Below are 25,282 nucleotides of genomic sequence, written 5' to 3'. Positions count from 1 at the left end.
CTCGGCCTGCGGAATGCGGTCGCCTCGACGTGGGAGACTGGACCGGTGAGGTTGTATCGAGACAATGCGGTGGTCCTGCGCCAGCACAAGCTGGGCGAGGCCGACCGTATCGTCACACTCCTCACCCGGCAGCACGGTCTGGTGCGCGCGGTCGCCAAGGGGGTGCGCCGCACGAAGTCCAAGTTCGGCGCCCGGCTCGAGCCGTTCGCGCACATCGACGTGCAGCTCTACCCGGGCCGCAACCTCGACATCGTCACCCAGGTCCAGACGGTCGACGCGTTCGCGACCGACATCGTCGACGACTACTCCCGGTACACCACGGCGTGCGCGATCCTCGAGACCGCCGAGCGGCTCGCCGGTGAGGAACGGGCCCCGGCGCCGCAACTGCATCGCCTGACGGTCGGGGCGCTGCGGGCCGTCGCCGAGCACAACCGCCCGTGCGAGCTGATCCTCGACGCCTTCCTGTTGCGGGCCATGGGTTTTGCGGGGTGGGCTCCCGCCCTCGACGACTGCGCGCGGTGCAGCGCCCCCGGACCGCACCGGGCATTCCACGTGGCCGCCGGGGGAGCGGTGTGCGTCCATTGCCGGCCGCCGGGCGCCGCCACGCCGTCACCGGGTGTCCTCGACCTGATGGATGCGCTGATCCGCGGCGACTGGGCGAGCACGGAGGACGTGCCCGAGTCGTTGCGGGGGCAGGCCAGCGGTCTCGTCGCGGCGCATCTGCAGTGGCACCTCGAACGGCAACTCCGCACCCTCCCGCTGATCGAACGCGCACGACCGCATGCGGCGGTAAGGGTGGAGGATTCGGTCAGGCAGGATGGGGACCGTGATTCGACGACGCGAACCTCGAGCCCCGCATAGTTCCGGGGCCGAGCGCCAGATCCGGCCGCCGGACCCGCACCCCTCGGGCGCCCGCCCGCCCGGCCTGCAACCCGAACTCGTGCCCCGGCACATCGCGCTGGTGATGGACGGCAACGGCCGCTGGGCGCAGGATCGCGGACTGCCCCGGACCGCGGGCCACGAACGTGGCGAGGCCGTGTTGATGGACGCCGTCTGCGGGTGCATCGAGATGGGCGTCGAATGGTTGTCGGCCTACGCGTTCTCCACCGAGAACTGGAAACGCAGCCCCGAGGAGGTCCGCTTCCTGATGGGCTTCAACCGCGACGTGATCCGGCGTCGCCGCGACGAGATGCACGAGATGGGGGTGCGCGTGCGGTGGGCGGGCCGCCGTCCCAAGCTGTGGCGCAGCGTCATCAAGGAACTCGAGATCGCCGAGGAGCTGACGAAGCACAACACGGTCATGAACCTGACCATGTGCGTCAACTACGGCGGGCGCGCGGAGATCGCCGACGCGGCGAAGGAGATCGGCAGGCGGGTCGCGGCGGGGCAACTCGACCCGGAGAAGATCACCGAGGCGACCGTGGCCCGGTACCTCGACGAGCCGGACATGCCGGACGTCGACCTGTTCCTCCGGCCGTCCGGCGAGCAGCGCACGTCCAACTTCCTGATCTGGCAGTCGGCCTACGCCGAGATGGTGTACCAGGAGAAGCTGTTTCCGGATTTCGACCGCCGGGACCTGTGGGCGGCGTGTGTCGAGTACGCGTCGCGTGACCGTCGGTTCGGTGGTGTGAAATGACCGTCGACGGGGCGCCCGCGCTGCTCGGGCGGGCGGCGGACGCGCTCGAGCACTTCGCCACCGTCACCCGGGCGGAGGACGGTTCGCTGAGTTTCGAGTACGCCGGGGCGCTGTGCTCGATCAGTGCGATGACCCTCACCGAGGGCCTCGATGTGTTGTCGATGACGTGCGTGCTGGCCTGGGATCGTCCGGTCAGCGCGTCGCTGCACAAGAAGGTCGCGGAGCGGAACGGCGCACTGCAGTTCGGTTCGATCGCGGTGTTCGGTCACGGCCGGCTCGCGGACGTCATCCTGCGCTACACGTTCCCGGCTGCCGGGCTCGAGGACGAGGCACTGACCACGATGCTGCTTCTCGTGTTGAGCGGGGCCGACACCGCCCGGCAGGGGCTGATCCCCTGACGCTCACTGCGTTGCGGTGCAGTCCTTGCAGACGCCGAAGATCTCGATGGTGTGGCTGACGTCGGAGAAGCCGTGTGCGTCGGCGATCGACTGCGACCACTGCTCGACGGTGGGCCCCTCGACCTCGACGGTGTAGCCGCAGGCACGGCAGACCAGGTGATGGTGATGTCCGGACGAGCAGCGCCGGTACACGGATTCACCGGTGTCGGTGCGCAGGACGTCGACCGTTCCGGCGTCGGCGAGCGTTTGCAGGGTGCGGTAGACGGTGGTCAGCCCGATGCCCTCGCCGCGCTTGCGGAGTTCGTCGTGCAGTTCCTGCGCCGACCGGAACTCCTCGATGTCGTCGAGGAGCGCGGAGATGGCGCTGCGCTGCTTGGTGGCGCGTACTCCCACGACGACGGGCTTGCGCTGGCCGGTGTTCTGGGTCAAGGCTTCTATCCTTCCTCGGCGTGCGCGACGGCGTCCACGACGATGTGGGCGAGGTGGTCGTCCACCAGGCGGTAGAGGACCTCACGTCCGGTGCGTTCGCCGCGCACGACGCCCGCGGCCTTGAGCACGCGAAGATGCTGGCTGATCAGTGGCTGGGTGACTCCGAGTGCCCCGACGAGTTCGTGCACGCACCGTTCCGATTCGCGGAGCTGGAGGACGATCGCGATCCGGACGGGGGCCGCGAGGGCGCGCAGGATGTCGCCGGCCGCCGCAAGGGTCTCCTTCGACGGCACGTGGGCGGGCGCCGCCGCCTCGAACGGATGCAGATCCCCGGGATCGATGACGCTCACCAGTGATCTCCTTCGGAGTGCCGGACAATGGACGGGACCGTGGCCGCGAGGCCGTCGGCCCGGGAGGATCACCCTCACCTTATTGCAAATCGATTCCATTTTGATATGCACGAATACGCATGTCAACCGGGTGGGTGAACCGACCGCGGTCGGGCAGATAGGCTGGGCTCCGAAAAGCGCACGTGAACCATGCATCTATTACCCAGATGGAGAGCACCCGAGTGGCACCGAAGTCCAAAGTCGAAACCGTCGTCAATCTCGCCAAGCGTCGTGGCCTGGTCTACCCGTGCGGTGAGATCTACGGAGGCACGAAGTCGGCCTGGGACTACGGCCCCTTGGGCGTCGAGCTCAAGGAGAACATCAAGAAGCAGTGGTGGCGCAACATGGTCACCAGCCGCGAGGACGTCGTCGGCCTCGACTCCTCGGTCATCCTGCCCCGCGAGGTGTGGGTGGCGTCCGGTCACGTCGGCGTGTTCAACGACCCGCTGGTCGAGTGCCTCAACTGTCACAAGCGTCACCGTCAGGACCACCTGCAGGAGGCCTACGCGGAGAAGAAGGGCCTCGACAACCCGGACGACGTCCCGATGGACGTCGTGGCCTGCCCCGACTGCGGCACGGTCGGTCAGTGGACCGAGCCCCGCGACTTCAACATGATGTTGAAGACGTACCTCGGCCCGGTCGAGAGCGAAGAGGGCATGCACTACCTCCGCCCCGAGACCGCGCAGGGCATCTTCGTGAACTTCGCGAACGTGCTCACCACGTCGCGCAAGAAGCCCCCGTTCGGCATCGGCCAGATCGGCAAGAGCTTCCGCAACGAGATCACGCCCGGAAACTTCATCTTCCGCACCCGCGAGTTCGAGCAGATGGAGATGGAATTCTTCGTCAAGCCCGGCGAGGACGAAGAGTGGCACCAGTACTGGATCGACTACCGCATGGACTGGTACACCGGGCTCGGCATCAACAAGGACAACCTGCGCCTGTACGAGCACGCCCAGGACAAGCTGTCGCACTACTCCAAGCGCACCGTCGACATCGAGTACCGCTTCCACTTCCAGGGCAGCGAGTGGGGCGAGCTCGAGGGTGTGGCCAACCGCACCGACTTCGACCTGTCGACCCACTCGAAGCATTCGGGCACTGACCTCAACTACTACGACCAGGCCACCGGTGAGCGCTACACGCCGTACGTCATCGAGCCGGCAGCCGGTCTCACGCGGTCGCTGATGGCGTTCCTCGTCGACGCGTACACCGAGGACGAGGCGCCGAACGCGAAGGGCGGCGTCGACAAGCGCACCGTGCTGCGTCTGGACCGTCGCCTCGCCCCGGTGAAGGCCGCGGTGCTGCCGCTGTCGCGTAACGCGGACCTGACGCCGAAGGCCAAGGATCTCGCCGCGACGCTCCGTCAGCACTGGAACGTCGAGTTCGACGACGCCGGCGCGATCGGCCGCCGCTACCGCCGTCAGGACGAGATCGGCACACCGTTCTGCATCACCGTGGACTTCGACACGCTCGAGGACCACGCCGTGACCGTGCGTGAGCGTGACTCCATGGCTCAGGAGCGGGTCGCGCTCGACCAGGTCGAGGGTTACCTGGCGCAGCGCCTCATCGGTTCCTGATCCGCCGTCACCTGCGCGCGTCGCAGGTCGCGGTCAGATAGTTCGTCAGGATTCGCCGGTTCTCCTCGGACACCGGGATGCGTGAGTATTCCGGTGCCGAGGAGCCGACGGCGATCCACAGCGGAAAGACGAAGGGCTTCTTCGCCTCCGCGAGGGCATGGGGGTCGCAGCGCGCCGCGTCGATCGTGATGTCGACGCTCAGCCGGTCCTCGCCCGCCCGCATGGTGGCGGGCAGCGCGCCGTGCAGCGCATACAGGACGCTGCCGCCGATCTCGTCCAACCGGATGTCACCCGACGCCGTTCCCCGGCTCACGACGAGCTGGGCGGGCAGGGGTGCGGTCGGCTCGGGAGGAGCCGCCGCCGGGATCAGTGTCACCGGTACGGCCCGCGCCAGATCCTCTGCGGCGCAGTCGCCGTCGTGGATTCGTCCGAGGACGTCGTACGGGGCTGCGAGCGGCACCCGCACGGGCGAGCCGTCCCGATCGGCGACACCGACCAGGGCGTACGCCGGCTCCGGGGACGTGTCGCAGCGCACCGGGCCGTATTCGGCCTCGACATCGATCCGGCTGCCGGGGCCGAGTTCGACCTCGCGCCGGGTCGCGGGCGCCGCCTCGAAGCCGGGACTGTCCAACGCCACGGATGTCACGGCGACGGGCGCGTCGCCGGTGTTCGCGATCCGCACGTGAATCCGCCCACCTGCCGCGTCGTCCTCCCGGCTGCGATAGGCCTCAGCCGACAGCGGGATCGCGTCGTCCTCGGCCGGGTCCCCGCTCTCGCAGCCCGACAGGACGCCGCAGGCGCTTGCCGCGACGCACGCGAATGCGACGAAGACTCGGGAGGACGTCAGAATCGGCCGCCCCCACTGATCCGGCCGGAGCTGCTCGGGCCGCCGAAGGACCGCGGGCCGCTGCTGCGGCCACCGCCGGAGCCGCGGCTTCCCCAGTTGCTGCCGCCGCTGAATCCGCCGCGCAGGATGCTGTCGATCAGGATGCCGCCGAGGATCGCGCCGGTGGCGTTCCCGCCACCGCTTCCGGGCCCTGGGCGCTGGCGGGACTCCCAGCGGCTCACGTCGTTCTGCGCCAGGCGCAGTGCGTCGGCCGCCAGGGCGGCCGCGGCCTGGGCGTGCTGAAGCGCGCGGGAGGCGTCGGTGCCGCGGAGTTGCTGCGCGCCCGCCAGGTGCCGCTGCGCCTCCGTGAGGCGGGTCCGGGCGTCCGCTCCCACCGCGCCGCGTCGGGTGCCGATGAAGTCCGACGCTGCCGTGACCTGCGACTGCGCGGCCACGATGTCCTGCTCGAGACGCTGCTGTGCGCGCTCGGCCTGCTGCCGGGATTCCTGCGCCTCGGCGAGGACGGCGTCGAGTTCCGCGTCTGCCTTGACGATCTGGGTGAAGCTGCCGAGCGGGTCGGTGTCCGCGGCGGCCCGCGCCGCCGCCAGCGCTGCCTCGGCCGCGGCGCGGGCCGACGCGAGCCGGTCCCCACCCTGCTCGGTGAACTGGGCGGCGGCCGCGATCCCGGCCTCCACGTCGGTGATCGCGGCCGGCAGCGTCGCGATGGCGTGCCGGATGTCTTCCGCGGCGTGGTCGACGGCGTCGAGCAGCGTCCGGGCCTGTTCGAGGGCGCCCTCGGCTCCGCGGATCGCCGACACCGCCGGCCCCTGTTTTCCGGGCGGCAGGGCGATCGCGTCCCGTCCGTCGGCCACGGCCCGTTCCGCGAACGCGAGCCGCTCCTCCGCCATCGTCACGTTGTGGGCGACGGAAGCGAGTGCGGCGGCCGGGAATTCGGTCTGCAGGGTGGCGAGCGTCTGCGTGGATTCGGGGATGCGCACGGTGAGCGCGACCATGTCCCGAGTGAGCGCGTCGAGTCGGTCGGGGGCGTTGATCAGCAGGTCCCGGAGTCCGTCGAACTCCTGGACCCGCTCATTGAGTTCGCGGTCGGCGCGCCCGCACGAGGTGATGATGTCGATGAGCATCTCCCGTTGCTGCTGCGGGGTCTCGGGGATCGCGTCGTCGAGTCGCTGACGGACGGTGAACGCGGCCGCGAGCGTCGACTTCGCCGTGTCGAACGCCGCCGTGAACGATGCTGTGGCCTGCTCGCCGAATTCGCCGCGGGCCAGGTCGAGTTCCTCCTGACTCGTACGCAGCGCGTCGTCGGTCTCGACGAGCACCTCCTTGGCGCGCTCGTCCAGCGTCGGCAGCGGGAGCGCCGTCAGAGCGGCGGTGTCCTCGGGGCTGATGCTGCGCGCCGCCTCGACGCCGGCCCGGGTGCGGTCGTGCTTCTTCTTCCGCGAATACAGCACCACGCCACCCGCACCCACGACGACCACACCGCCGCCGATCAGCAGTGTGCGCACCGACATTCCTTCGCCCGGAGTCATCGCGTCGCCCAGGCCGCCTGCTGCGGCGATCGCGCCTCCGGCCCAATCCTCCTCGCGCAGGGCGGGTTCCACCGCATCCACCCGGATCGACTCGGCCTCGTCGCTGGTGATCTCCGACAGTCCGTCCGGCGCGATGAGGGCGTACTCGCGGTCGACCGTCGCGACCGCGAGCAGGGCGTCGCGGTCGCCGAGCGAGGACGCCTGCGCCGTCTGATCCGCCCACGGACCGGCGCCGAGCCCGTTGAAGTCGGGCACGTACACCACCCACAACCGCACCTTGTGCTCGTCGTACAGCTGGTCGATCGCGGCCTGGACGTCGCTCTGCTGGTCGGCGTCGAGCACGCCGACGGTGTCCGTGATCTGCCCGGGAAGACGGAACGGTGCGTCCGCCGAGGCGCTCGCGGGAGAGAACAGGATCGCCACGAGAGTCAGGAGTGCGGAGACGGCGCCGACGGCGGCGAACCGCCGAGCACGGGGAAGTCGGGAGCGGAACGACGGCGTCTGCTCGAGGCGCGGTGCGAGTGGCATGGCAGCAAATCTATCGGGTGTGGCGAGTCGTCATCGGGACAGTTCGGCGACAGCTGGCAGAATCAGGGAGTGAATTCTGCACCGAGCCGTGAACGCCACGACCTCCCGCGCCGTCCTGCGCGCCTGGGGTTCGCCGGCACGCTGGCCCGGTGGACCCGCCGGATCATCGCCGGCGTGGTCCTCCTCGCCGCCGCGCTGGTGCTCGGCACCGCGGTCCGGGTGTGGCAGGTCGCGCGGATCGACGACACGTCCGCCGCCGACGCGATCGTCGTGCTCGGGGCCGCCCAGTACTCGGGAACCCCGTCGTCGGTGTTCGAGGCCCGGCTCGAGCAGGCGTACAAGCTGTACGAGCGCGGGGTGGCCCCCGAGGTCATCACGGTCGGCGGCAAACAGGAGGGCGACGAGTACACCGAGGCGGCGTCCGGCAAGAACTATCTGATCTCGCGCGGCGTCCCCGCCGACAGCATCACCGCGGTCGAGGAGGGGTCCGACACCCTGCTCAGCATCGAGGCGGTGAGTGAGGCGATGGGGGCGCAGGGCATCGATTCGGCGGTCCTGGTCAGCGACCCGTGGCATTCGCTGCGGACGCGGACGATGGCACGCGACGCCGGACTCGACGCGTGGACGGCGCCCACCCGGCAGGGGCCCGCCGTGTTCACCCGCGAATCCCAGTTGCACGGAATCGCCCGGGAGACAGGGGCGTTGATCTGGTACCAGCTCACCCACTTCTCGGCCGACTTCCCCTACACGGCGGGACAGTAGACATTCGATGACAGCACACACGACACCCCTCGGCGACGTGTACTCCGCGCACGACGTCGCCCGCCGGGTCCGCGAGGCACCGAAACGGGCGGGAATCCCGGGCAGCCAGATCGCGGCCGCGCAACACCGATCCGTCTTCTCCCGCGACCGCGCCCGCGTCCAGCACTCGGCCGCGCTCCGCAGACTCGCCGACAAGACCCAGGTGGTGGGCCCCCGGGACGGTGACACTCCGCGGACACGGTTGACGCACTCGATCGAGGTTGCGCAGATCGGTCGCGGAATCGCCGACGGTCTCGGCTGCGATCCCGATCTGGTGGACCTCGCCGGCCTCGCGCACGACATCGGCCACCCGCCGTACGGTCACAACGGGGAGAAGGCCCTCGACGAGGTCGCGGAAAGCTGCGGGGGGTTCGAGGGCAACGCCCAGAATCTGCGCATCCTCACGAGCCTCGAACCGAAGGTGCTCTACCCCGACGGAAGCAGTGCCGGGCTCAACCTGACCCGCGCGTCGCTGGACGCGGCGATCAAGTACCCGTGGACCCGGCCGCGCCCCGGCGCGAAGTTCGGGGCCTACGACGACGACGCCGACGTGCTCGCGTGGATCCGCGAGGGTGCCCCCGACGGCCACCAGTGCCTCGAGGCGCAGGTCATGGATTGGGCCGACGACGTCGCCTATTCCGTGCACGACGTCGAGGACGGCGTGATCGACGGGCGCATCGATCTGCGTTCACTGGCCGATCCGGTGGATCAGCGGGCGCTCGCCGAATTCGGTGCCTCGGAGTTCCCGGGCCTCGACGTGGAGGAACTGGTCGAGGCCGCGACGCGGTTGAGTCGTCTGCCCGTCGTCGTCGAGGTGGGCAGCTACGACGGCACGCTCACCAGTTCGGTCGCCCTGAAGAACCTCACCAGCGAACTGGTAGGCCGGTTCGCGACCGCCGCGATCATCGGGACCCGCGACGTCCACGGCGACAAGCCGGTCGCCCGGTACGACGCCGACCTGGTGGTCCCGCCGGTGGTGGCGGCGGAGGTGGCGCTGCTCAAGACGTTCGCACTGAACTACGTGATGTCGGATGCCGGCCACCGGGCGCGGCAGGCACGCCAGCGTGACCGCGTGCACCGCGTCGCCGAATGGCTGCTCGCGACCGCACCCGCCGGTCTCGACCCCATCCTGATTCCCGCCTGGAACGCCGCGGCCGACGACCCCGCACGGGTCCGGGTCGTCGTCGACCAGATCGCCTCCTACACCGAGAGCCGTCTCGAACGGGTCGACAAGTCCAGTCTCGGAGCACAGGCGAGCTGGGGCTGACAAAGTTCGGAAGCCGGACCCATCCTGCCGCCGCGGTGCTACGAATAGGTCTAGAGACAGCTCGCACCCAATGGTCAGGGAGACCGGATGAAGTCTGCAGTGCGCAAGATCATCGGTTCGACGTCCGCAGCGCTGGCGGTGGCGGTCGGTGCCGCCCTACTGGCCCCACCCGCGGCGCACGCCGCGCCCGCGTACCCGTTCGCGGACCCCGACCCGTTCTACGGTGCGCCCGCCGACGTCGGGGCACGCGCCGACGGTGACGTGCTGGCGAGCCGACCGGTCGCCGCCACCGGTTTCCCCACCGCCGACGCCTGGCAGGTGAAGTACAAGTCGACCAACTCCGCCGGAGCGCCCATCGCCGCGATCACCACGGTGCTGGTGCCCCGCGGCACCCCCGCCAACCGGCCGCTCGTGTCCTATCAGCCCTTCGTCAACGCGCTCGGGCTCGAGTGCGCGCCGTCCCATCAGCTGTTCAACGGCGGAATCCAGGAGGGGCCCGCCCTCAACGCCCTGCTCGCGCGCGGCTGGGCCGTCGCCGTGCCCGACCACCTCGGACCGACCAGCGCATACGGCGCCGCGAAACTCGGCGGCCGGCTCGTCCTCGACGGTGTCCGCGCCGCGCAGCGGCTCCCGGAAGCAGGACTCGGTGGCAGTCCGGTCGGGCTGGCCGGCTATTCGGGCGGCGCCATGGCGACCAACTGGGCTGCGGCGCTCGCACCCACCTACGCCCCGGAACTGAACATCGTGGGCGTGGCCCAGGGCGGCACACCGGTCAACATCGGTGAACTGGCCGACCGGCTGGGCAGCACCCGCTCGCAGGCGTTCGGCCTGGGATTCGCGGCCGCCATCGGTCTCGAGCGTGAATACCCGACGCGGTCACCGCTCGGAGACGGCCTCAACGGCGACGGACTCGCCCTGCGGGCGCAGATGAGCAACATGTGCACGGATTCGATCCTCGGCGCCGGTGCGGGGAAGTCGCTACCCGACCTGACCAACGGTCCCGGCATCCTCGCCGATCCGTCCGGCCGCTCGGTGATGGACGAGAACAGCGTCGAACTGTATCCGGGAGTGCCGAGGACGCCGATGTTCGTCTGGCACGGCAGCGCGGACCCCCTCGTCGCCATCGGGCCGGTACAGAACACCGTCGCCCGGTACTGCTCACAGGGTGTGCCGGTGCAGTTCGACGTGATCCCGGGCGCCGACCACGGCACCGCCACCATGCTCGGTGCCGGTCCCGCATTCGGCTATCTCGGCGACCGATTCGGCGGGATTCCCGCCCCGTCGAACTGCTGACCCCGAGGCGGAAGTTCGGGCTGCGGCGGAGCGCCTAGACTGTCGTTCGTGGCTGGCAGAATCCCTGATCGTGACGTTGCGGCCATTCGCGAGCGCACACGGATCGAGGACATCGTGGGGGAGTACGTCTCCCTCAAGCGCGCGGGCGGCGACTCCATGAAGGGGCTGTGCCCGTTCCACGACGAGAAGTCGCCGTCGTTCCACGTGCGGCCCAATCACGGGCACTACCACTGCTTCGGGTGCGGCGAGGGCGGCGACGTCTACTCCTTCCTCCAGAAGATCGACCACATCAGTTTCGTCGAGGCCGTCGAGCAGCTCGCCGACCGGTTGAACTACACCATCTCGTACGAGGGCGGCGGCACCTCGGTGCAACGCGACCGCGGCACCCGCTCCCGGCTGGTCGCGGCCAACGCGGCCGCGCAGGAGTTCTACTCGGCGCGCCTGCAGGAACCCGACGCGCAGGCGGCCCGCGACTACCTGACGGAACGGAACTTCGACGCGCAGGCCGCGCAGCAGTTCGGGTGCGGGTATGCACCCGACGGCTGGGACATCCTCACGAAGCACCTGCTGGGCAAGGGTTTCGACGTCAAGGAGCTCGAGGCTGCGGGCCTGTCGAAAGCCGGGCGGCGTGGTCACATCGACCGCTTCCACCGGCGCCTGCTCTGGCCCATCCGGAACCTGTCCGGCGACGTCATCGGGTTCGGCGCCCGCAAGTTGTTCGACGACGACACCATGCCCGGCAAGTACGTCAACACGCCGGAAACCATGCTGTACAAGAAGTCTCAGGTGCTGTTCGGGCTCGACCTCGCCAAGCGCGACATCGCCAAGGGGCATCAGGCCGTGGTGGTCGAGGGATACACCGACGTCATGGCGATGCACCTGGCCGGGGTCAAGACCGCCGTCGCCGCCTGCGGCACCGCGTTCGGTGAGGACCACCTCGCGATGCTGCGGCGACTGCTGATGGACGACAGCTACTTTCGCGGCGAGATCATCTACACGTTCGACGGGGACGCCGCGGGCCAGGCCGCGGCGATGAAGGCGTTCGAGGGTGACCAGAAGATGGCCGGGCAGACGTTCGTCGCCGTGGCACCCGAGGGCATGGACCCGTGCGAGTTGCGGCAGAAGTCCGGTGACGCCGCCGTCCGCGACCTGGTGGCGCGTCGCACACCGATGTTCGAGTTCGTGGTCAAGTCGATCCTCACCGAGCACGACCTCGAGACCGCCGAGGGCCGGGTCGAGGCGCTGCGGCGCACCGTGCCGGTGGTCGCGCAGATCAAGGAAGCGACGCTGCGGGACAGTTACGCCGTCCAGTTGTCCGGCTGGGTGGGCTGGGACGACATCGCCGCCGTCCGGCAGCGGGTGCGGGACGAGGCGCGCAAGCGGGCGTCCACCCGCGGGTCGCTGCCTGCGCCGCTCAAGAAGAAGGCCGCCCGGGACGAGGACCAGGACACACCGCAGTTGCCGGTCGGGCTCACCCGGCCCCGGCCGAACGATCCGACGCTGTGGGCGCAGCGCGAGGCACTGAAGGGTGCGTTGCAGTACCCGGCGATCGCGGGCACCGTATTCGACTCGCTGCCGGTGGAGACGTTCACGCATCCGACGTACGTCGTGATCCGTGAGTCGATGATCGCGTCCGGCGGCACCAGCGCGGGACTCGGCGGCGGCGAGTGGGTCGACGCGGTCAGCCGCGGTGTCGACGACGTCACCGCGGCGTCGCTCGTGTCGGAACTCGCCGTCGAGCCGTTGCCCGCCGAAGAGGACACCGTGCCGCGATACATCTCCGGCGTGATCGCACGCCTGCAGGAGGTGTGGGTGGGGGAGCAGGTGGCGGAACTGAAGTCCAAGCTGCAGCGCATTTCACCGGCCACGGCGTCGGACGAGTTCCATTCGCTGCTCGGCGACCTCGTCGCCCTGGAGCAGTACCGCCGCAGCCTGCTCGATCAGGCGATCGGCGACACCAACCGGGACGGGATGGCCGGCTGACCCGGCCGCCGCCGTCTACTTCTTCTTGAGCTGATCCTGGGGAACCAGGATGGTCGTTTCCTCGTCGAGCGGCTTCATGGGCTCGAGCTTCGGCTGAGTGTTCAGGGAGTCGGACAGCTTCTGACGCGACATCTGCAGCACCTTCTTCGTGGCCGGGCTGGTGGCCACGGCCTTGGTGGCCCGGCTGATCTGTTCGTAGCGCACACGTCCTGCTCGCGTACCCAGCACGTACCCCGCAGCGATACCGATCAACAACCGCATCATTCCCGCTTCCTCCCGACGCACAACGACCTGCACCCATCCTGCCTGATGCGTCGACAGGCAGGCGATTTGGTACTGGGGTGGGGCTATGCGCTACAGTTTCTCTCGCATCGCCGGGAACGTCGAAGCACAGCAGAATAATCCCCTGTAGCTCAATTGGCAGAGCTTCCGACTGTTAATCGGACGGTTGCTGGTTCGAGTCCAGCCGGGGGAGCACCGAAACCCCGTCCGGTTCATCCGGGCGGGGTTTTCTGCTGCGCCCGGCCAATTCGGACAGGTGCACCCTCCGGGGCGAGTACATTCCCGCTGTATCGGCAGCAATCGATCGCGGGGTGTGCGATGAGCGAGGACGGCCGCGAAACCGGGCGGACAGGGTCGATCGGGCGCTTCGGCACAGGCGACGCCCCGCGGTGGCTTCTGCCCTCGATCCTCTACGTCCTGCTGGCCGTCGCCGCCTACCAGTTGTCGGGGTGGCTGTTCGTCAACCTGCGGAGCTTTCTGGGGTTGCTGTTCCTCGCGTGGTTGTTCAGTATCACCATCGAACCGGTCGTCGACTGGCTCGAGCGCCGGGGGTTGCGGCGCGGAGCCGCCACCGGGCTCGTCCTGTTCGCGCTGTTCGTCTTCGCCATCGGGTTCCTGGCACTCTTCGGGACACTGCTCGCCCAGCAACTCGCCCAGCTCCTCAAGGCCCTGCCGGGTGCGTTGTCCTCGGTCACCGACTGGTCCAATCGCGTGTTCGACACCGACTTCGCGACCGGCGAGGATCTGATCCACCTCACACCCGAGACCATCCGAGACCTCGCCGAGCGGTTCACACCGGGAGTTCTGGGTGTGTTGTCGTCGCTGCTCGGCGTCGTGTTCCAGATGCTGACGCTGCTGCTGTTCGTGTTCTACATGTCCGCGCAGGGGCCTGCCCTTCGCCGCACGATCTCGAGCTGGTTCCCGGCGCGGCAACAGCGGGCCATCTCGGTGGTGTGGGAGATCTCGGTCGAGAAGGCCGGCGGATACGTGGTGTCACGGCTGATCCTCGCTGCGGTGAGTTCGGTCGCCACGGGCATCTTCCTCGTGGCGATCGGCGTGCCCTACTGGTTGCCGCTGGCGCTGTGGACCGGCATCGTCTCGCAGTTCGTCCCCACCCTGGGCACCTACCTCGCGATCGCCCTCCCCGCAATCATCGCAGCGGCGTCCCAGCCGATGGACGGGGTGTGGGTGATCGTGTTCGGGACCGTCTACCAGCAGATCGAGAACTACGTGCTGCACCCGCGCATCACCTCCGCGACGGTCTCGATCCACCCCGCGGTCGCGTTCGGATCGGTGATCGTGGGCGCCTCGCTGTTCGGCCCGGTCGGCGCCCTGGTGTCGGTGCCGGTGGTCGCCGCGATCCAGGCCCTCGTCGAAACGTACGGGCGACGGTACGAACTCGTCGCAGACGCGTCCGCGCCGGTCACCTCAGTCGAACAACGCAAACACGCGGGCGACGAAGAAGGCCGCGACCGCGAGGACGAGTAGACCCACCACGATGAACGCGAGGATCGGCACCGTCCGGCCCGGCATCGGCTGCGGATGCGACAACCCCGAGGTCTGGCCGGCATCCGGTGGCGTGTCACCCGGCCGAACGCCCCCTCCGTCGTCGAGCGCCGGTGCATCGTCCGGTTCGGGTCCTGGTCGTTCGACGCTCATCCTGTGCTCCCGTCTCGTGGTCCTCCGCAGTGCGGATCACATCCGCGTACCCCGGAAGACGCGTTCGCACACACGGCGACGGGGCAGTGCCCACGTCGGGACACGATTCGGTTCGCCGACCACGAAAAGTCCTGTCAGGGCGGGCTTCGTCCCGGCTACGCGCCCACGGCGGGCGCACGGTAACATCGGCACGCCGCGATCGCGAGTAGTGCGGCGATGGGGCGGTAGCTCAGTCGGTTAGAGCCGTGGACTCATAATCCATTGGTCGCGGGTTCGAGCCCCGCCCGCCCCACCGTTGTCCGCGGATCCCCGAAGTCGAACGCCCGCTCCGTCGTTGTTCTCCGTGCCGGAGCGGGGCAGACTGAAAGGCATCCGAGGAGGCCATCGTGGATCTGCAGATCGTGGCGATCGACAAACCCGACGACATGAACGTGATCGTCGGACAGTCCCACTTCATCAAGACCGTCGAGGACGTGCACGAGGCCCTGGTCGGAGTGAGCCCGCACCTCCGGTTCGGTGTCGCGTTCTGCGAGGCCTCGGGTCCTCGCCTCGTGCGCTGCTCCGGCAACGACGACCGTCTCGTCGAGTTGGCCACCCGCAACGCCGTCGCGGTCGGCGCGGGACACTCGTTCTTCGTGTTCCTGGAGGACGGCTACCCGGTCAACGTCCTGAACACGCTGAAGCAGGTGCCGGAGGTGTGCGGCATCTTCTGCGCCACCGCCAACCCCCTCGAAATCATCGTGGCCGAGACGGAACTCGGCCGGGGCATCGCCGGCGTGATCGACGGACGCCCACCCGCCGGTGTCGAGACCGATGCCGACGTCGCCGACCGCAAGGCGTTGCTCCGGACGATCGGTTACAAGCTCTGAGCGAGCGAAGCCCGGACTAGGCCAGCGGATCGACTCGTTCCCAGGCAACCGGGAGTTGCACGTCGACACCTTCGGCCAGGCCTCTCTCGGTGAGAAACCGCAGGGACCGCCGGAAGTTGTCGGCGAAGCGGGGGAGCGGTGTCAGCGGCCGGTCGAGTGGCTTCCAGAAGTTGTCCCAGTGGATCGGGATCACCCGCCGTGCGCCGGTCCGGGTCACGAGTGCGTCCCAGTAGTCGCGGCGGAAGCGGTCGGACTGCTTGCCGAGTGTGCCGATGCCGAGATAGACGGTGTCGGCGTCGTATCCGTCGAGCGCGCCGGGAACGAAGTTCGCACTGGCGTGGACGAGGACGCGGCCGTCGGGGTGCGCGAAATGGAACGAGAAGCATTCGCCCTGCGCGTATTCGCCGATCGATGCCGGTGGGTGCACCGCGTGTTCGATCGTGCCCGGGAACTTCGCCCGGGGGCTGTGCTCGGCGGGTAGAGCCGTCACCTCGAATGCGCCGTACCTCACGGGAGTTCGCACCTGGATCGTCCGGAACCGGTCCATCGCGAACCCGTAACCCTCGGCGATGTGACGCGTCGACGGCGAACCGACGAGTTCCGCACCGGTGCGCTCCGCAACCGTGGGGGAGTCCATCGCGTGGTCGTAGTGCGAGTGCGCGACGAGGACGGCGGCGAGGCGGTCGGTTCGAGTTCGCGTGAGGGCCCGGTCGACGGCGGCACCGTCGGGGCGCAGCGGCCGGAGTACCGAGCGCAGGAGCGGCGGCCTGGAGAAGAACCCGTCCGTCATCAGCGACGTCTTGCCGTCGGACAACAGGATCGTGGAAACACCGAGGAAGGTGGCGTGCATGCTCGCGACCGTACCGGTGGGCGGCATTCGCACGGCGGGCCCTGTGGCCGTTCTACGATGACCGCCATGGCGATCACTCCCGACACGAAGAACTGGACCTGGGTCCTCGACCGGGCGTGCCCCGACTGCGGGTTCGACTCGGCGGCAACCCGGTACGAGGACATTCCGGCGCTGGTCCGGGCGAACGCGGAGGCATGGTCGCCGGTCCTCACCCGCCCCGATGTGAGGGTCCGGCCGGACGAGCAGACGTGGTCGGCGCTCGAGTATGCCGCACACGTTCGCGACGTGTTCCGGATCTTCGACGTCCGGCTCCGGATCGTGCTCGACGAGACGGATCCACTGTTCCCGAACTGGGATCAGGACGAGACCGCGGTCGCCGAGCGCTACAACGAGCAGGATCCGGCCGTCGTGGACGCCGAGCTGCGTGCGGCCGGTGCGGCGGTGGCGGACGCCTTCGAGGCCGTCGCGCCGGAATTCCGGGTGCGGACCGGGCGGCGGAGCGACGGCGCATCGTTCACGGTGGAGTCGCTGGCCAAGTACTTCGTCCACGATCCGATCCACCATCTCCACGACGTGTCGGGGTAACAGTTTCGGATTGCCGGACCCGATTCGGTAGAACGTGTTCCAATTCGGACCGTTTGTGTCTATCGTCACATCAGCAGATGCGCAGACATGAATGAAGGGTTGGAAGTCACATGAAGACCAAGGGTGCGATCCTGTGGGGCCTGAACGAGCCGTGGTCGGTCGAGGAGATCGAGATCGGTGATCCGGTTGCGGGCGAGGTGCAGATTCGCATGGAAGCCGCCGGAATGTGCCACTCCGACCACCACATCGTCACCGGTTCGATGCCGATGGCGTCCTTCCCGGTGATGGGCGGTCACGAAGGGTCCGGCGTCATCACCAAGTTGGGGCCGGAGGTGAAGGACCTCGAGGTCGGCGACCACGTCGTGCTCTCGTTCGTGCCCGCCTGCGGACGCTGTCCGGCGTGCTCGGCCGGACACCAGAATCTCTGTGACCTCGGAATGGGACTCCTGAGCGGGCTGGCGATCAGCGACGGCACCTTCCGCATCCACGCGCGCGGCGAAAACGTCATCCCGATGTGTCTCCTCGGGACGTTCTCGCCCTACATGGTCGTGCACGAGACGTCGGTCGTGAAGATCGACAAGGACATTCCGTTCGACGTCGCCGCCCTCGTCGGCTGCGGCGTACCCACCGGCTGGGGTTCGGCGACGCGGATGGCGGAGGTGAAGCCGGGCGAATCCGTCGTCATCATGGGGGTCGGCGGCGTCGGCATGAGCGCACTGCAGGGCGCGGTGGCGTCCGGGGCTCGTCAGATCTTCGCCATCGACCCGGTGCCGTGGAAGCGGGAACAGGCACTGAAGTTCGGGGCCACCCACGCGTTCGAGAGTGCCGCGGCCGCAATCGAGCCGATCATCGCGCTCACCAACGGGTTGATGGCGCAGAAGACGATCATCACGGTCGGGGAGATGCACGGCGAATACGTCGAGGAAGCACTGTTGCTCACCAGCAAGTTCGGCACGTGCGTCGTCACGGCCATGGGTGCGATGACCGACATGGACGTCAAGCTGAACCTGTTCCTCTTCTCGATGCTGCAGAAGGACCTGAAGGGCACCATCTTCGGCGGCGGAAACGCCCGGGTCGAGATCCCGAACCTGCTGGCCATGTACAAGTCGGGGCAGCTGAACCTCGACGACATGATCACCCGCACCTACACCCTCGAAGGTGTCAACGACGGGTATCAGGACATGCTCGACGGCAAGAACATTCGCGGCGTCATCCGGTACACCGAAGCCGACTGGTGACGGCTCGCCGCAGCCGACCGCGGGCCGCTCTCGTAGGCTGACCGGGTGCAGAGTCTCGATCAGATTGCCCGATGGCCCGTGGACAACGCTGCGGCGGTGGTCCTGTCGCACGACGAAGGGGTGATCGGCGAGTACGGCGACCAGCAGCGCGTCTTCCCCCTGGCCTCGGTGACCAAACTGCTCTGCGCGTACGCAGTCCTGGTGGCCACCGAGGAGGGGGCCGTCGAACTCGACCAGCCCGCGGGCCCGGAGGGCTCGACCGTGCGTCACCTGCTGGCGCACGCGTCGGGTCTCGCGTTCGATGCGAACCGGGTACAGACGGCACCGGAGCGCAAGCGGATCTACTCGAGCGCCGGCTACGAGGTGCTCGCCGACTTCCTCACCGCCGAGACGTCGATCGATTTCGCCGACTACGTCGCGGAATCCGTCTTCGCCCCACTGTTCATGAGCGCGTCCGCGCTCGTCGGGCCCGCCGGCCACGGAGCGCAGGCGTCGGCGGGCGATCTCGGCCGGTTCGCAGCAGAACTGTTCCGCCCGGCCCTCATTTCGCCTCAGACGTTCGCGGACGCCACCTCCGTGCAGTTTCCCGGGCTGGACGGAATCCTGCCCGGATACGGCTCACAGCGGCCCAACGACTGGGGTCTGGGATTCGAGATTCGTTCGGGCAAGAGCCCGCACTGGACGGGCACCGGCAACTCGCCGCGGACGTTCGGCCACTTCGGGCAGTCCGGCACCTTCCTGTGGGTCGATCCGGCCGCCGGACTGGCGTGCGTCGCATTGACGGACCGGGATTTCGGCGACTGGGCCAAGCCCCTGTGGACCGAGCTGAGCGACGGTATCCTCTCGGAACGCAGAAGACGATGACACACCGATTGCTCGAATCACTGGCGCAACACAGGCATCACAAGGCACACTGGTCAACCGAGCCCGCTGCACACACCGACTGAGGCCGTTGGGGAAGACGTCCCTCGTCGAAGCAGGAGGCTCGAGTGCGCGCATTGAATCAGTTCGCGGACGCGACGGCTGGTGTTGTCTACATCCACTCGTCGCCCGCCGCGTTGTGCCCCCATATCGAATGGGCGTTGACCGCGACCCTCGACTGCCGAGCCAACCTGAAATGGACCTCGCAGCCGGCCTCCAACGGCGTTCTGCGCGCGACCACCAGCTGGGTGGGGCCTGTCGGCACCGCCTCACGGCTGGTCAACGCGCTCCGCGCCTGGCCGATGCTGCGCTTCGAGGTCACCGAGGACGCCAGTGAGGGCGTGGACGGCGAACGGTACAGCCACGTGCCAGGCATGGGTCTGTGGCACGGCTCCACCAGCGCAAACGGCGATGTCGTCGTGGGGGAGATGCGGCTACGGGCACTGATGCAAGCGGGCGGCGACATCGCCGCCGAACTGGACTACGCACTCGGAACCGCGTGGGACGAGGCTCTCGAGCCGTTCCGCAGCGGCGGAGAAGGCGCCGAGGTCACCTGGTTGCGCCGCGACGTCGGCTGACACCCCGCTCACAGACGCGAAAAGGCCCCCGCCACAACAACGGCGGGGGCCTTCTCTCGACCAGAGCTCAGATCACAGCGGGATGTTCTTGTGGTCGCCGCGGCTGGAGGGAGCGGCGGCGAGGGCGGCGGTGACGACACTGCGCGTCTTGGCAGGGTCGATCTCTTCGTCCACCACACCGATCGCGACGGCGCGGTCGACGCCACCGGCGATGCTCTCGTGCTCGACGGCCAGACGCTCGTGCAGGGCCTCACGCTCGTCTTCCGGCGCTGCGGCCAGGGCGCGCTTGTGCAGGATGCCGACAGCGGCCTTGGCGCCCATGACGGCGACCTCGGCATCGGGCCACGCGTAGACGGCGGTGGCGCCGAGCGCGCGGGAGTTCATGGCGATGTAGGCACCGCCGTAGATCTTGCGGGTCACGACCGTCACGCGGGGAACGGTCGCTTCGGCGAACGCGTGGAGCAGCTTGGCGCCGCGACGCACGACGCCTTCCCATTCCATGCTCACACCGGGGAGGTAGCCGGGCACGTCCACGACCACCACGAGCGGGATGCCGAATGCGTTGCACAGCCGGACGAAACGAGCCGACTTCTCGGCGCTCTCCGAGTTCAGGCAGCCACCCAGGCGGAGCGGGTTGTTGGCGATGACACCGACGGTGCGACCGCCGAGGCGTCCGAGACCGGTGACGATGCTGCGGGCGTAATTGCCCTGCAGTTCCTCGAAACTCGACTCGCCCTCGACGTTGTCGAGAAGTTCGTGAACGATCGGGCGGACGTCGTAGGCGCGCTTCGCCGACTCGGGCATGAGCGCGCGGAGATCGGTGTCGCCGTGCGCGGCCGCGGCCTGATCGAACTCGCCCTGTTCGCAGAACATCGACACCAGGCGGCGTGCCCGGTGCAGGGCGTCGCCCTCGTCGTGGGCGGCGATGTGCGCGACACCCGACTTCTTCGTGTGCGTGTCGGGACCGCCGAGGGACACCATGTCGACCTGCTCACCGGTGACACTGCGGACCACGTCCGGTCCGGTGACGAAGACGCGGGCCTCGGGCGCCATGATGACGATGTCGGTCAGCGCAGGACCGTACGCCGCACCGCCGGCCGCGAAGCCGAGGACGACGGAAATCTGTGGGACGCGGCCGGACGCGCGGACCATGGCCTCGAAGACCAGTCCGACGGCGTGCAGGGCCTCGACGCCCTCGGCGAGACGCGCGCCACCCGAGTGCCAGAGACCCACGATCGGGGCGTCTTCCTCGAGGGCGGTGTCGATCGCCGTCACGATGTGCTTGCAGCCTTCGACGCCCATGGCGCCGCCCATGACGGTGGCATCGGAGCAGTATGCGATGGTGCGGACACCGTCGATGTTGCCGGACGCCGCCAGCACACCGGACTTGTCACGCGGATGGAGGGGGACGACCGTCCCGGCGTCGAACAGCTTCTCCAGGCGCGCAAGGGGATCGCGCGGATCGATCGACGCATCGGACTTAGTCGCGGGTGCCAAGATTGTCATCGCGTCCTCCTTGTGGCGGGCCCGGGTGGGCTGTCGATGGGTGGAGACCCCTTCAGAGAAGGGGTCTCCACCCGCGAGCTAGCAGGACCGGCTGTCAGGCCCGGCCGAAGGCGAGCGCGACATTGTGCCCACCGAAACCAAACGAGTTGTTGATCGCGAAATCGATCTCGCCGTAACGGGCTTCGCCCTTGACGACATCCAGGTCGATCTCTGGATCCTGATTCTCGAGATTCAGCGTGGGCGGAATGACTCCGTCACGCAGACTCAGGACCGTGAGCACCGCCTCGAGCGCACCGACGGCGCCGATCGAGTGCCCCAACGCGGACTTCGGTGCGTACACCGCAGCATGGTTGCCGACGGCAGCCTTGATGGCGTTCGCCTCTGCCGTGTCACCGATCGGCGTGGCCGTGGCGTGCGCGTTGATGTGCTGGATGTCCGTCTTCGTCAATCCGGCAGTCTCGATCGCCCTCGTCATGGCCCGCGCAGCGCCCGAACCCGAAGGATCGGGAGCGACGATGTGGAACCCGTCGGAGGTGATTCCCGCGCCCAGCAGACGGGCGTGGATGGTGGCACCGCGAGCCTTGGCGTGCTCCTCGGTTTCGAGGACCATCATCGCTCCGGCCTCACCGAACACGAAGCCGTCACGATCCTTGTCGAACGGCCGCGAAGCCGCCTTCGGATCGTCGTTGCGGGTGCTCAGCGCGCGCATCATCGCGAAGCTCGCGATCGGCACGGCGTCGAGGTAACCCTCCACACCACCGGCGACGATGATGTCCGCGTCGCCCATCACCAGCATGCGGTACGCATGGGCGATGGCCTCGGAACCCGAGGAACAGGCCGACACGGGAGTGATCACTCCGGCGCGGGCCCCGAGCTCGAGTCCGACGGTGGCCGACGGACCGTTGGGCATCACCATCTGAACGGCGAACGGCGACACCTTGCGGTACCCACCGGCCTTCATCTTCTCGACGGCGTCGATCAGAGCTTCGCCGCCGCCCAGTCCGGTGCCGATCACGACGCCGAGGCGATCCTTGTCGACCTCCGGGCTGCCGGCGTTCTCCCAGACCTGACGGCCCAGGACGAGCGCCAGCCGCTCGACGAAGCTCATCCGGCGGATCTCGACCCGGGACAGCGACTCGTCGGGCGACACCTTGAGCTTGCCGCCGATCGTCACCGGAAGGTCGTTCTCCGTGACGAAGGCTTCCCGGATGGTGTCGATGCCGCTCTCGCCGGCCAACAGGCCTTTCCACGTGGCATCCACGTCACCAGCGATCGACGTCGTGGCCGCGAGGCTGGTGACGACGATGTTGGGGAACTGCTTCCCGTTGGTCGAGGCGGAAGTCACGGCTGAGCTCACTCCTCGTCGTTCTTGGCAGCTTCGAGCTTCGCCTTCACGGCCTCCGCGTCGGCGCCACCTTCTGCTTCGAGCTTCTGGATGTAGGACACGGCGTCACCGACGGTGCGCAGTCCGGCGAGATCCTCGTCGGGGATCTTCACGCCGTACTTGTCCTCGGTCTGGACGGCGATCTCAACCATGGAGAGGGAGTCGATGTCGAGGTCGTCGACGAAAGACTTTTCGATGGTCACCTCGGACGGCTCAATACCGGTGACCTCCTCGATGATCTCCGCGAGTCCGGCGATGATGTCTTCCTGGGTGGCGGCCACTGAGTGGCTCCCTTCTGATTCGGTGTAGATGTATCTGGAGTTGTGCAGGCACGTCCCCATCGGCCGCGCCTGCGGGCCCTGCACGCACCGAGGTGCGCGCAGCAAACTAGCCGAGTTCTGTCAGTTCGGCTAGCGCGGAGATATCCCCCGGGGTCTTGAGTGCCAGAGTCGGCGTGCCGCGCATTTCACGCTTGGCGATACCGACGAGGGTTCCGGCTGGTGGAAGTTCCGCAATCGCGGAGACCTGCGCGGTCCGCAGGCTTGCGGTACACAGGTCCCAACGCACAGGTCGGGTTACCTGCGCGGCCAGTTTAGTCAGTGCGTCGGCTCCGGATGCGACCGGTGCGCCGTCGGCGTTGGAGAGCAGAGTGCGGGTGGGTTCACCCGGTGTGATCTTGGACGCAGCCACGGTGACGGCCTCCTGCGCGGGAGCCATGAACCGGGTGTGGAACGCGCCTGCGACGGGCAGAGCGCGAACCCGCGCCTTCTCCGGCGGGTTGGCCGCGAGTTCCTCGAGCGCCGACAGCAGACCTGCCGCGACGATCTGTCCCGCCGCGTTGCGGTTGGCCGGTTCGAGGCCCAGTTCGTCGAGGCGGGCGAGCACCTCGGCCTCGTCGCCCCCGAGGACCGCGGACATGCCGGTCGGTTCGAGTGCGCAGGCCTTCGCCATCTCCGCGCCGCGGACGGCGGCGAGGGCGACGGCGTCGTCGGCGGAGAGGACTCCGGCGACCGCGGCCGCGGCGAGTTCACCGACCGAGTGCCCGGCCGCGATGGTGTCTGCGGGAACCAGGCCACGCGCGTCGAGTTCCTCGAAGGCGAGGAGTGCGGCGGCCACGACGAGAGGCTGAGTCACCGACGTGTCGGTGATCTCCTCCGCGGTCGCGGTGGTACCGAGGCGGACGAGGTCGAGGCCGGCAGCCTTCGACCACAGTGCGACACGGTCATGAGAACCCGGCAGCTCCAACCAAGGGATGAGCATGCCGGGAGTCTGAGAGCCCTGACCCGGGGCGAGCAACGAAATCACTCTTCAAGAGAACACCGTCAACGCCGTGCTGCGAGATGTCGTTGCGGATGAACCTTTGTCGGCGGATTTGTTGGGTTCCCACAAAATTGCACGTGGGGTCCTCGCATCGAATCTGGACAGACGTTCGTTACAGCCCTGCTTCTCCGAATGGGAAGGGTGTGACTGGTGTTAAACGTGATATGGGTTCGTTATGGGAATGTGTCAATCGACCCACCGTGGCGGCCACTCTGAGTACATACGCATCCCGCGGATTCGTCGGATCGCGACCGGTGACTTCGGCGATTCTCTTGAGTCGATACCGCACAGTATTTGGATGAACAAACAGCTGCCGGGCACAAGTCTCAACCGCACCTCCACAGTCGAGATATGCGTCCAAAGTGTCGGTGAGAACACCTCCGGCGGCCGCCAGCGGCGCGACCAGATGGTCGTTCAGAGCGGTGACCGCGGCGTTGTCCCCGAGCAGTGCGCGCTCGGGTAACAACTCGGCGGCGTGAACGGGCCGAGGGGCGCCCCGCCAGCCGGCGACCGCCTGCATCGCGGCGAGCGCCTCGACGGCACTGAAGTGCGCCGCACCCAGCGTCGGCGTGGTCGGCCCGATGATCACCGGCTCGTCCGAGAACTTGCCGAGCAGGTCGGTCATGAAACTCGAGTGCCCCGACCCCTCCTGGAGTTCGCCGCTGACGACCATCACGAGCCGCGAACCCTGCACCACGGCGAGGGCGGCGCGACCGTGCTTCTGCGCGATGGTGTGGACCGTGCCGACGACGGAGACCCGTTCGTCCTCGGGGGGAGTGCCGACGATGACGGTGGCGGGGGCGGTGGCGTCCCAGTTGAGGGTCGCCGCCCGCGACAACATGTCCGAACCCGTGTCACCACGGACCACGGCGTCGACCACGAGTGCCTCGAGCCGGGTGTCCCACGCACCGCGGGACTCCGCGGCACTCGCGTACACCGAGGCGGCCGCGAAACCCAGTTCGCGGCCGTAACGGAGGACGGCCTCGGTGAGGGCGATCAGCTGCTGGTCGTTGCGGGCGAGCGCCGGGAGCCACTGCTCGAAGAACTCCATCGCCACGCGGACCATGTCCACCGTCTGGCTGAGGGTGAGTCTGCGCGCGAGATCCTGCGGAATCACCTGGAACGCGTCCAGGCTGAACCGGATGTCGCTGTCCGGGTTCTTGAGCCACTCGAGGAAGTTGACGACCGCCGTCTGAACCAGCAACTGCACGTTGGAGCGTTGAGCGGCATCGAGGTCGTCGAAGAACGGCAGTTGATCCTGCATCGTCGTGACGGCCTCGGTCGAGAGGCGACCGGAGAACTGTTTGACGCGACGCAACAGTGCGTCGGGCAACGGATCCCGGGTTTGTCGTCTGCGGGAGACCAACGGACTCTGCTCGACCATAGTCAAGAACCTACGCCCACCGCCGCCCGTGTAGT

General features: G+C 68.3%; 26 protein-coding genes and 2 tRNA genes. 16 read left to right on the top strand and 12 right to left on the bottom strand.

The annotated features are described in order from the left end of the window. The first annotated feature begins 45 nt into the window (after nucleotides 1–45). Genes recO through ACLIVD_RS24990 form a run of 3 tightly spaced genes read left to right on the top strand, consistent with a single transcriptional unit; the run spans nucleotide 46 to nucleotide 2,034 of the window. Nucleotides 46–861, top strand: coding sequence for a DNA repair protein RecO (gene recO / locus ACLIVD_RS25000; RefSeq protein WP_011594310.1), 816 nt, complete (start codon nucleotides 46–48; stop codon nucleotides 859–861). Next, nucleotides 827–1,636, top strand: coding sequence for an isoprenyl transferase (locus ACLIVD_RS24995; RefSeq protein ID WP_491930818.1), 810 nt, complete (start codon nucleotides 827–829; stop codon nucleotides 1,634–1,636). Before recO ends, ACLIVD_RS24995 begins: the two co-directional genes overlap by 35 nt. Beyond that, nucleotides 1,633–2,034: a hypothetical protein gene (locus tag ACLIVD_RS24990; protein WP_009473930.1), complete on the top strand. Its 402-nt coding sequence runs from the start codon at nucleotides 1,633–1,635 to the stop codon at nucleotides 2,032–2,034. Before ACLIVD_RS24995 ends, ACLIVD_RS24990 begins: the two co-directional genes overlap by 4 nt. Nucleotides 2,035–2,037: 3 nt before the next feature. Here the strand turns inward: ACLIVD_RS24990 and ACLIVD_RS24985 are convergent, their stop codons facing one another. Together ACLIVD_RS24985 and ACLIVD_RS24980 are read right to left on the bottom strand one after the other, a co-directional pair. After that, nucleotides 2,038–2,463 (bottom strand): Fur family transcriptional regulator, encoded by a 426-nt coding sequence (locus tag ACLIVD_RS24985; protein WP_009473929.1) that lies wholly within the window; start codon nucleotides 2,461–2,463, stop codon nucleotides 2,038–2,040. A 5-nt stretch (nucleotides 2,464–2,468) separates the two neighbouring features. After that, on the bottom strand, nucleotides 2,469–2,813 hold the full coding sequence (locus tag ACLIVD_RS24980) for an ArsR/SmtB family transcription factor (protein WP_009473928.1): 345 nt from the start codon (nucleotides 2,811–2,813) through the stop codon (nucleotides 2,469–2,471). Nucleotides 2,814–3,034: 221 nt separating this feature from the next. On the opposite strand from ACLIVD_RS24980, the gene ACLIVD_RS24975 reads away from it, so the two are divergent. After that, a complete protein-coding gene (locus tag ACLIVD_RS24975; protein WP_005571613.1) occupies nucleotides 3,035–4,426 on the top strand; it encodes a glycine--tRNA ligase in 1,392 nt (463 codons plus the stop codon). A 7-nt stretch (nucleotides 4,427–4,433) separates the two neighbouring features. Here the strand turns inward: ACLIVD_RS24975 and ACLIVD_RS24970 are convergent, their stop codons facing one another. Continuing rightward, entirely contained in the window at nucleotides 4,434–5,108 is a 675-nt protein-coding gene (locus ACLIVD_RS24970) for a hypothetical protein (protein ID WP_491930817.1), read from the bottom strand. A 161-nt stretch (nucleotides 5,109–5,269) separates the two neighbouring features. Beyond that, nucleotides 5,270–7,327 carry a TPM domain-containing protein gene (locus ACLIVD_RS24965; RefSeq protein WP_491930816.1) on the bottom strand — a complete coding sequence of 686 codons (2,058 nt, stop codon included), beginning with the start codon at nucleotides 7,325–7,327 and terminating at the stop codon, nucleotides 5,270–5,272. Nucleotides 7,328–7,396: 69 nt separating this feature from the next. Here ACLIVD_RS24965 and ACLIVD_RS24960 point away from each other — a divergent pair, with 69 nt between their 5' ends. The 4 genes from ACLIVD_RS24960 (at nucleotide 7,397) to dnaG (ending at nucleotide 12,671) form a co-directional block, all read left to right on the top strand. Next, complete coding sequence (locus ACLIVD_RS24960) at nucleotides 7,397–8,089, top strand: YdcF family protein (protein ID WP_009473925.1); 693 nt, start codon at nucleotides 7,397–7,399, stop codon at nucleotides 8,087–8,089. Between the two features lie 7 nt (nucleotides 8,090–8,096). Next, complete coding sequence (locus ACLIVD_RS24955) at nucleotides 8,097–9,395, top strand: deoxyguanosinetriphosphate triphosphohydrolase (protein ID WP_105415130.1); 1,299 nt, start codon at nucleotides 8,097–8,099, stop codon at nucleotides 9,393–9,395. Nucleotides 9,396–9,482: 87 nt separating this feature from the next. Beyond that, a complete protein-coding gene (locus ACLIVD_RS24950; protein ID WP_491930815.1) occupies nucleotides 9,483–10,688 on the top strand; it encodes a lipase family protein in 1,206 nt (401 codons plus the stop codon). A gap of 48 nt (nucleotides 10,689–10,736) precedes the next feature. Beyond that, the gene (gene dnaG / locus ACLIVD_RS24945) at nucleotides 10,737–12,671 is read left to right on the top strand and encodes a DNA primase (protein WP_283333663.1); all 1,935 of its coding nucleotides are present in this window, start codon (nucleotides 10,737–10,739) and stop codon (nucleotides 12,669–12,671) included. A gap of 15 nt (nucleotides 12,672–12,686) precedes the next feature. On the opposite strand, the gene ACLIVD_RS24940 is transcribed toward dnaG, so the two are convergent. Then, entirely contained in the window at nucleotides 12,687–12,935 is a 249-nt protein-coding gene (locus ACLIVD_RS24940; RefSeq protein WP_280782455.1) for a hypothetical protein, read from the bottom strand. Nucleotides 12,936–13,073: 138 nt separating this feature from the next. On the opposite strand from ACLIVD_RS24940, the gene ACLIVD_RS24935 reads away from it, so the two are divergent. Together ACLIVD_RS24935 and ACLIVD_RS24930 are read left to right on the top strand one after the other, a co-directional pair. Further along, nucleotides 13,074–13,146: transfer RNA gene (locus ACLIVD_RS24935), tRNA-Asn, on the top strand. Nucleotides 13,147–13,271: 125 nt separating this feature from the next. Further along, the gene (locus ACLIVD_RS24930) at nucleotides 13,272–14,441 is read left to right on the top strand and encodes an AI-2E family transporter (protein WP_280782456.1); all 1,170 of its coding nucleotides are present in this window, start codon (nucleotides 13,272–13,274) and stop codon (nucleotides 14,439–14,441) included. On the opposite strand, the gene ACLIVD_RS24925 is transcribed toward ACLIVD_RS24930, so the two are convergent. After that, complete coding sequence (locus ACLIVD_RS24925) at nucleotides 14,382–14,612, bottom strand: DUF6480 family protein (protein WP_043778322.1); 231 nt, start codon at nucleotides 14,610–14,612, stop codon at nucleotides 14,382–14,384. The genes ACLIVD_RS24930 and ACLIVD_RS24925 overlap by 60 nt on opposite strands. A 218-nt stretch (nucleotides 14,613–14,830) precedes the next feature. Here ACLIVD_RS24925 and ACLIVD_RS24920 point away from each other — a divergent pair. After that, nucleotides 14,831–14,904 (top strand) — tRNA-Ile (locus ACLIVD_RS24920). Between the two features lie 94 nt (nucleotides 14,905–14,998). Then, nucleotides 14,999–15,481, top strand: a complete 483-nt coding sequence (locus ACLIVD_RS24915) for an adenosine-specific kinase (protein ID WP_105415138.1) — start codon at nucleotides 14,999–15,001, stop codon at nucleotides 15,479–15,481. A gap of 16 nt (nucleotides 15,482–15,497) precedes the next feature. Here ACLIVD_RS24915 and ACLIVD_RS24910 read toward each other — a convergent pair whose 3' ends face one another. Further along, nucleotides 15,498–16,331 (bottom strand): MBL fold metallo-hydrolase, encoded by an 834-nt coding sequence (locus ACLIVD_RS24910; RefSeq protein WP_491930814.1) that lies wholly within the window; start codon nucleotides 16,329–16,331, stop codon nucleotides 15,498–15,500. A gap of 66 nt (nucleotides 16,332–16,397) precedes the next feature. Between ACLIVD_RS24910 and ACLIVD_RS24905 the strand changes: the two genes are divergently transcribed. From ACLIVD_RS24905 to ACLIVD_RS24890, 4 genes are all read left to right on the top strand, one after another. Beyond that, nucleotides 16,398–16,916: a DinB family protein gene (locus tag ACLIVD_RS24905; RefSeq protein ID WP_280782458.1), complete on the top strand. Its 519-nt coding sequence runs from the start codon at nucleotides 16,398–16,400 to the stop codon at nucleotides 16,914–16,916. A 110-nt stretch (nucleotides 16,917–17,026) separates the two neighbouring features. Next, a complete protein-coding gene (locus ACLIVD_RS24900) occupies nucleotides 17,027–18,154 on the top strand; it encodes an NDMA-dependent alcohol dehydrogenase (protein ID WP_005247847.1) in 1,128 nt (375 codons plus the stop codon). A gap of 45 nt (nucleotides 18,155–18,199) precedes the next feature. Then, nucleotides 18,200–19,018, top strand: coding sequence for a serine hydrolase domain-containing protein (locus ACLIVD_RS24895; RefSeq protein ID WP_280782459.1), 819 nt, complete (start codon nucleotides 18,200–18,202; stop codon nucleotides 19,016–19,018). 125 nt (nucleotides 19,019–19,143) lie between these two features. Beyond that, nucleotides 19,144–19,653 (top strand): DUF3145 domain-containing protein, encoded by a 510-nt coding sequence (locus tag ACLIVD_RS24890; RefSeq protein ID WP_005247843.1) that lies wholly within the window; start codon nucleotides 19,144–19,146, stop codon nucleotides 19,651–19,653. 72 nt (nucleotides 19,654–19,725) lie between these two features. On the opposite strand, the gene ACLIVD_RS24885 is transcribed toward ACLIVD_RS24890, so the two are convergent. The 5 genes from ACLIVD_RS24885 to ACLIVD_RS24865 form a co-directional block, all read right to left on the bottom strand. After that, the gene (locus ACLIVD_RS24885) at nucleotides 19,726–21,159 is read right to left on the bottom strand and encodes an acyl-CoA carboxylase subunit beta (RefSeq protein WP_009473915.1); all 1,434 of its coding nucleotides are present in this window, start codon (nucleotides 21,157–21,159) and stop codon (nucleotides 19,726–19,728) included. 94 nt (nucleotides 21,160–21,253) lie between these two features. After that, entirely contained in the window at nucleotides 21,254–22,504 is a 1,251-nt protein-coding gene (locus tag ACLIVD_RS24880; RefSeq protein ID WP_005247840.1) for a KasA/KasB family beta-ketoacyl-ACP synthase, read from the bottom strand. Between the two features lie 8 nt (nucleotides 22,505–22,512). Continuing rightward, nucleotides 22,513–22,824 (bottom strand): meromycolate extension acyl carrier protein AcpM, encoded by a 312-nt coding sequence (gene acpM, locus ACLIVD_RS24875; RefSeq protein ID WP_005247839.1) that lies wholly within the window; start codon nucleotides 22,822–22,824, stop codon nucleotides 22,513–22,515. Between the two features lie 106 nt (nucleotides 22,825–22,930). Then, complete coding sequence (locus ACLIVD_RS24870) at nucleotides 22,931–23,848, bottom strand: ACP S-malonyltransferase (RefSeq protein WP_280782461.1); 918 nt, start codon at nucleotides 23,846–23,848, stop codon at nucleotides 22,931–22,933. Between the two features lie 127 nt (nucleotides 23,849–23,975). Next, entirely contained in the window at nucleotides 23,976–25,247 is a 1,272-nt protein-coding gene (locus ACLIVD_RS24865; RefSeq protein WP_005261202.1) for a PucR family transcriptional regulator, read from the bottom strand. Nucleotides 25,248–25,282: the final 35 nt, after the last annotated feature.

The sequence above is a fragment of the Rhodococcus sp. G6(2025) genome (assembly GCF_058628105.1).
The sequence above is the reverse complement of the archived record's forward strand: the minus strand, read 5'-3'. Positions and strand labels throughout refer to the sequence as shown.

Excerpts from the sequence above, each read along its gene's own strand:
- ACLIVD_RS24900 (WP_005247847.1), top strand. The coding sequence starts at position 17,027 with ATGAAGACCAAGGGTGCGATCCTGTGGGGCCTGAACGAGCCGTGGTCG.
- ACLIVD_RS24965 (WP_491930816.1), bottom strand. The coding sequence starts at position 7,327 with ATGCCACTCGCACCGCGCCTCGAGCAGACGCCGTCGTTCCGCTCCCGA.
- ACLIVD_RS24905 (WP_280782458.1), top strand. The coding sequence starts at position 16,398 with ATGGCGATCACTCCCGACACGAAGAACTGGACCTGGGTCCTCGACCGG.
- ACLIVD_RS24865 (WP_005261202.1), bottom strand. The coding sequence starts at position 25,247 with ATGGTCGAGCAGAGTCCGTTGGTCTCCCGCAGACGACAAACCCGGGAT.
- ACLIVD_RS24910 (WP_491930814.1), bottom strand. The coding sequence starts at position 16,331 with ATGCACGCCACCTTCCTCGGTGTTTCCACGATCCTGTTGTCCGACGGC.
- ACLIVD_RS24990 (WP_009473930.1), top strand. The coding sequence starts at position 1,633 with ATGACCGTCGACGGGGCGCCCGCGCTGCTCGGGCGGGCGGCGGACGCG.
- ACLIVD_RS24885 (WP_009473915.1), bottom strand. The coding sequence starts at position 21,159 with ATGACAATCTTGGCACCCGCGACTAAGTCCGATGCGTCGATCGATCCG.
- ACLIVD_RS24940 (WP_280782455.1), bottom strand. The coding sequence starts at position 12,935 with ATGATGCGGTTGTTGATCGGTATCGCTGCGGGGTACGTGCTGGGTACG.
- ACLIVD_RS24955 (WP_105415130.1), top strand. The coding sequence starts at position 8,097 with ATGACAGCACACACGACACCCCTCGGCGACGTGTACTCCGCGCACGAC.
- ACLIVD_RS24925 (WP_043778322.1), bottom strand. The coding sequence starts at position 14,612 with ATGAGCGTCGAACGACCAGGACCCGAACCGGACGATGCACCGGCGCTC.
- ACLIVD_RS24950 (WP_491930815.1), top strand. The coding sequence starts at position 9,483 with ATGAAGTCTGCAGTGCGCAAGATCATCGGTTCGACGTCCGCAGCGCTG.
- ACLIVD_RS24930 (WP_280782456.1), top strand. The coding sequence starts at position 13,272 with ATGAGCGAGGACGGCCGCGAAACCGGGCGGACAGGGTCGATCGGGCGC.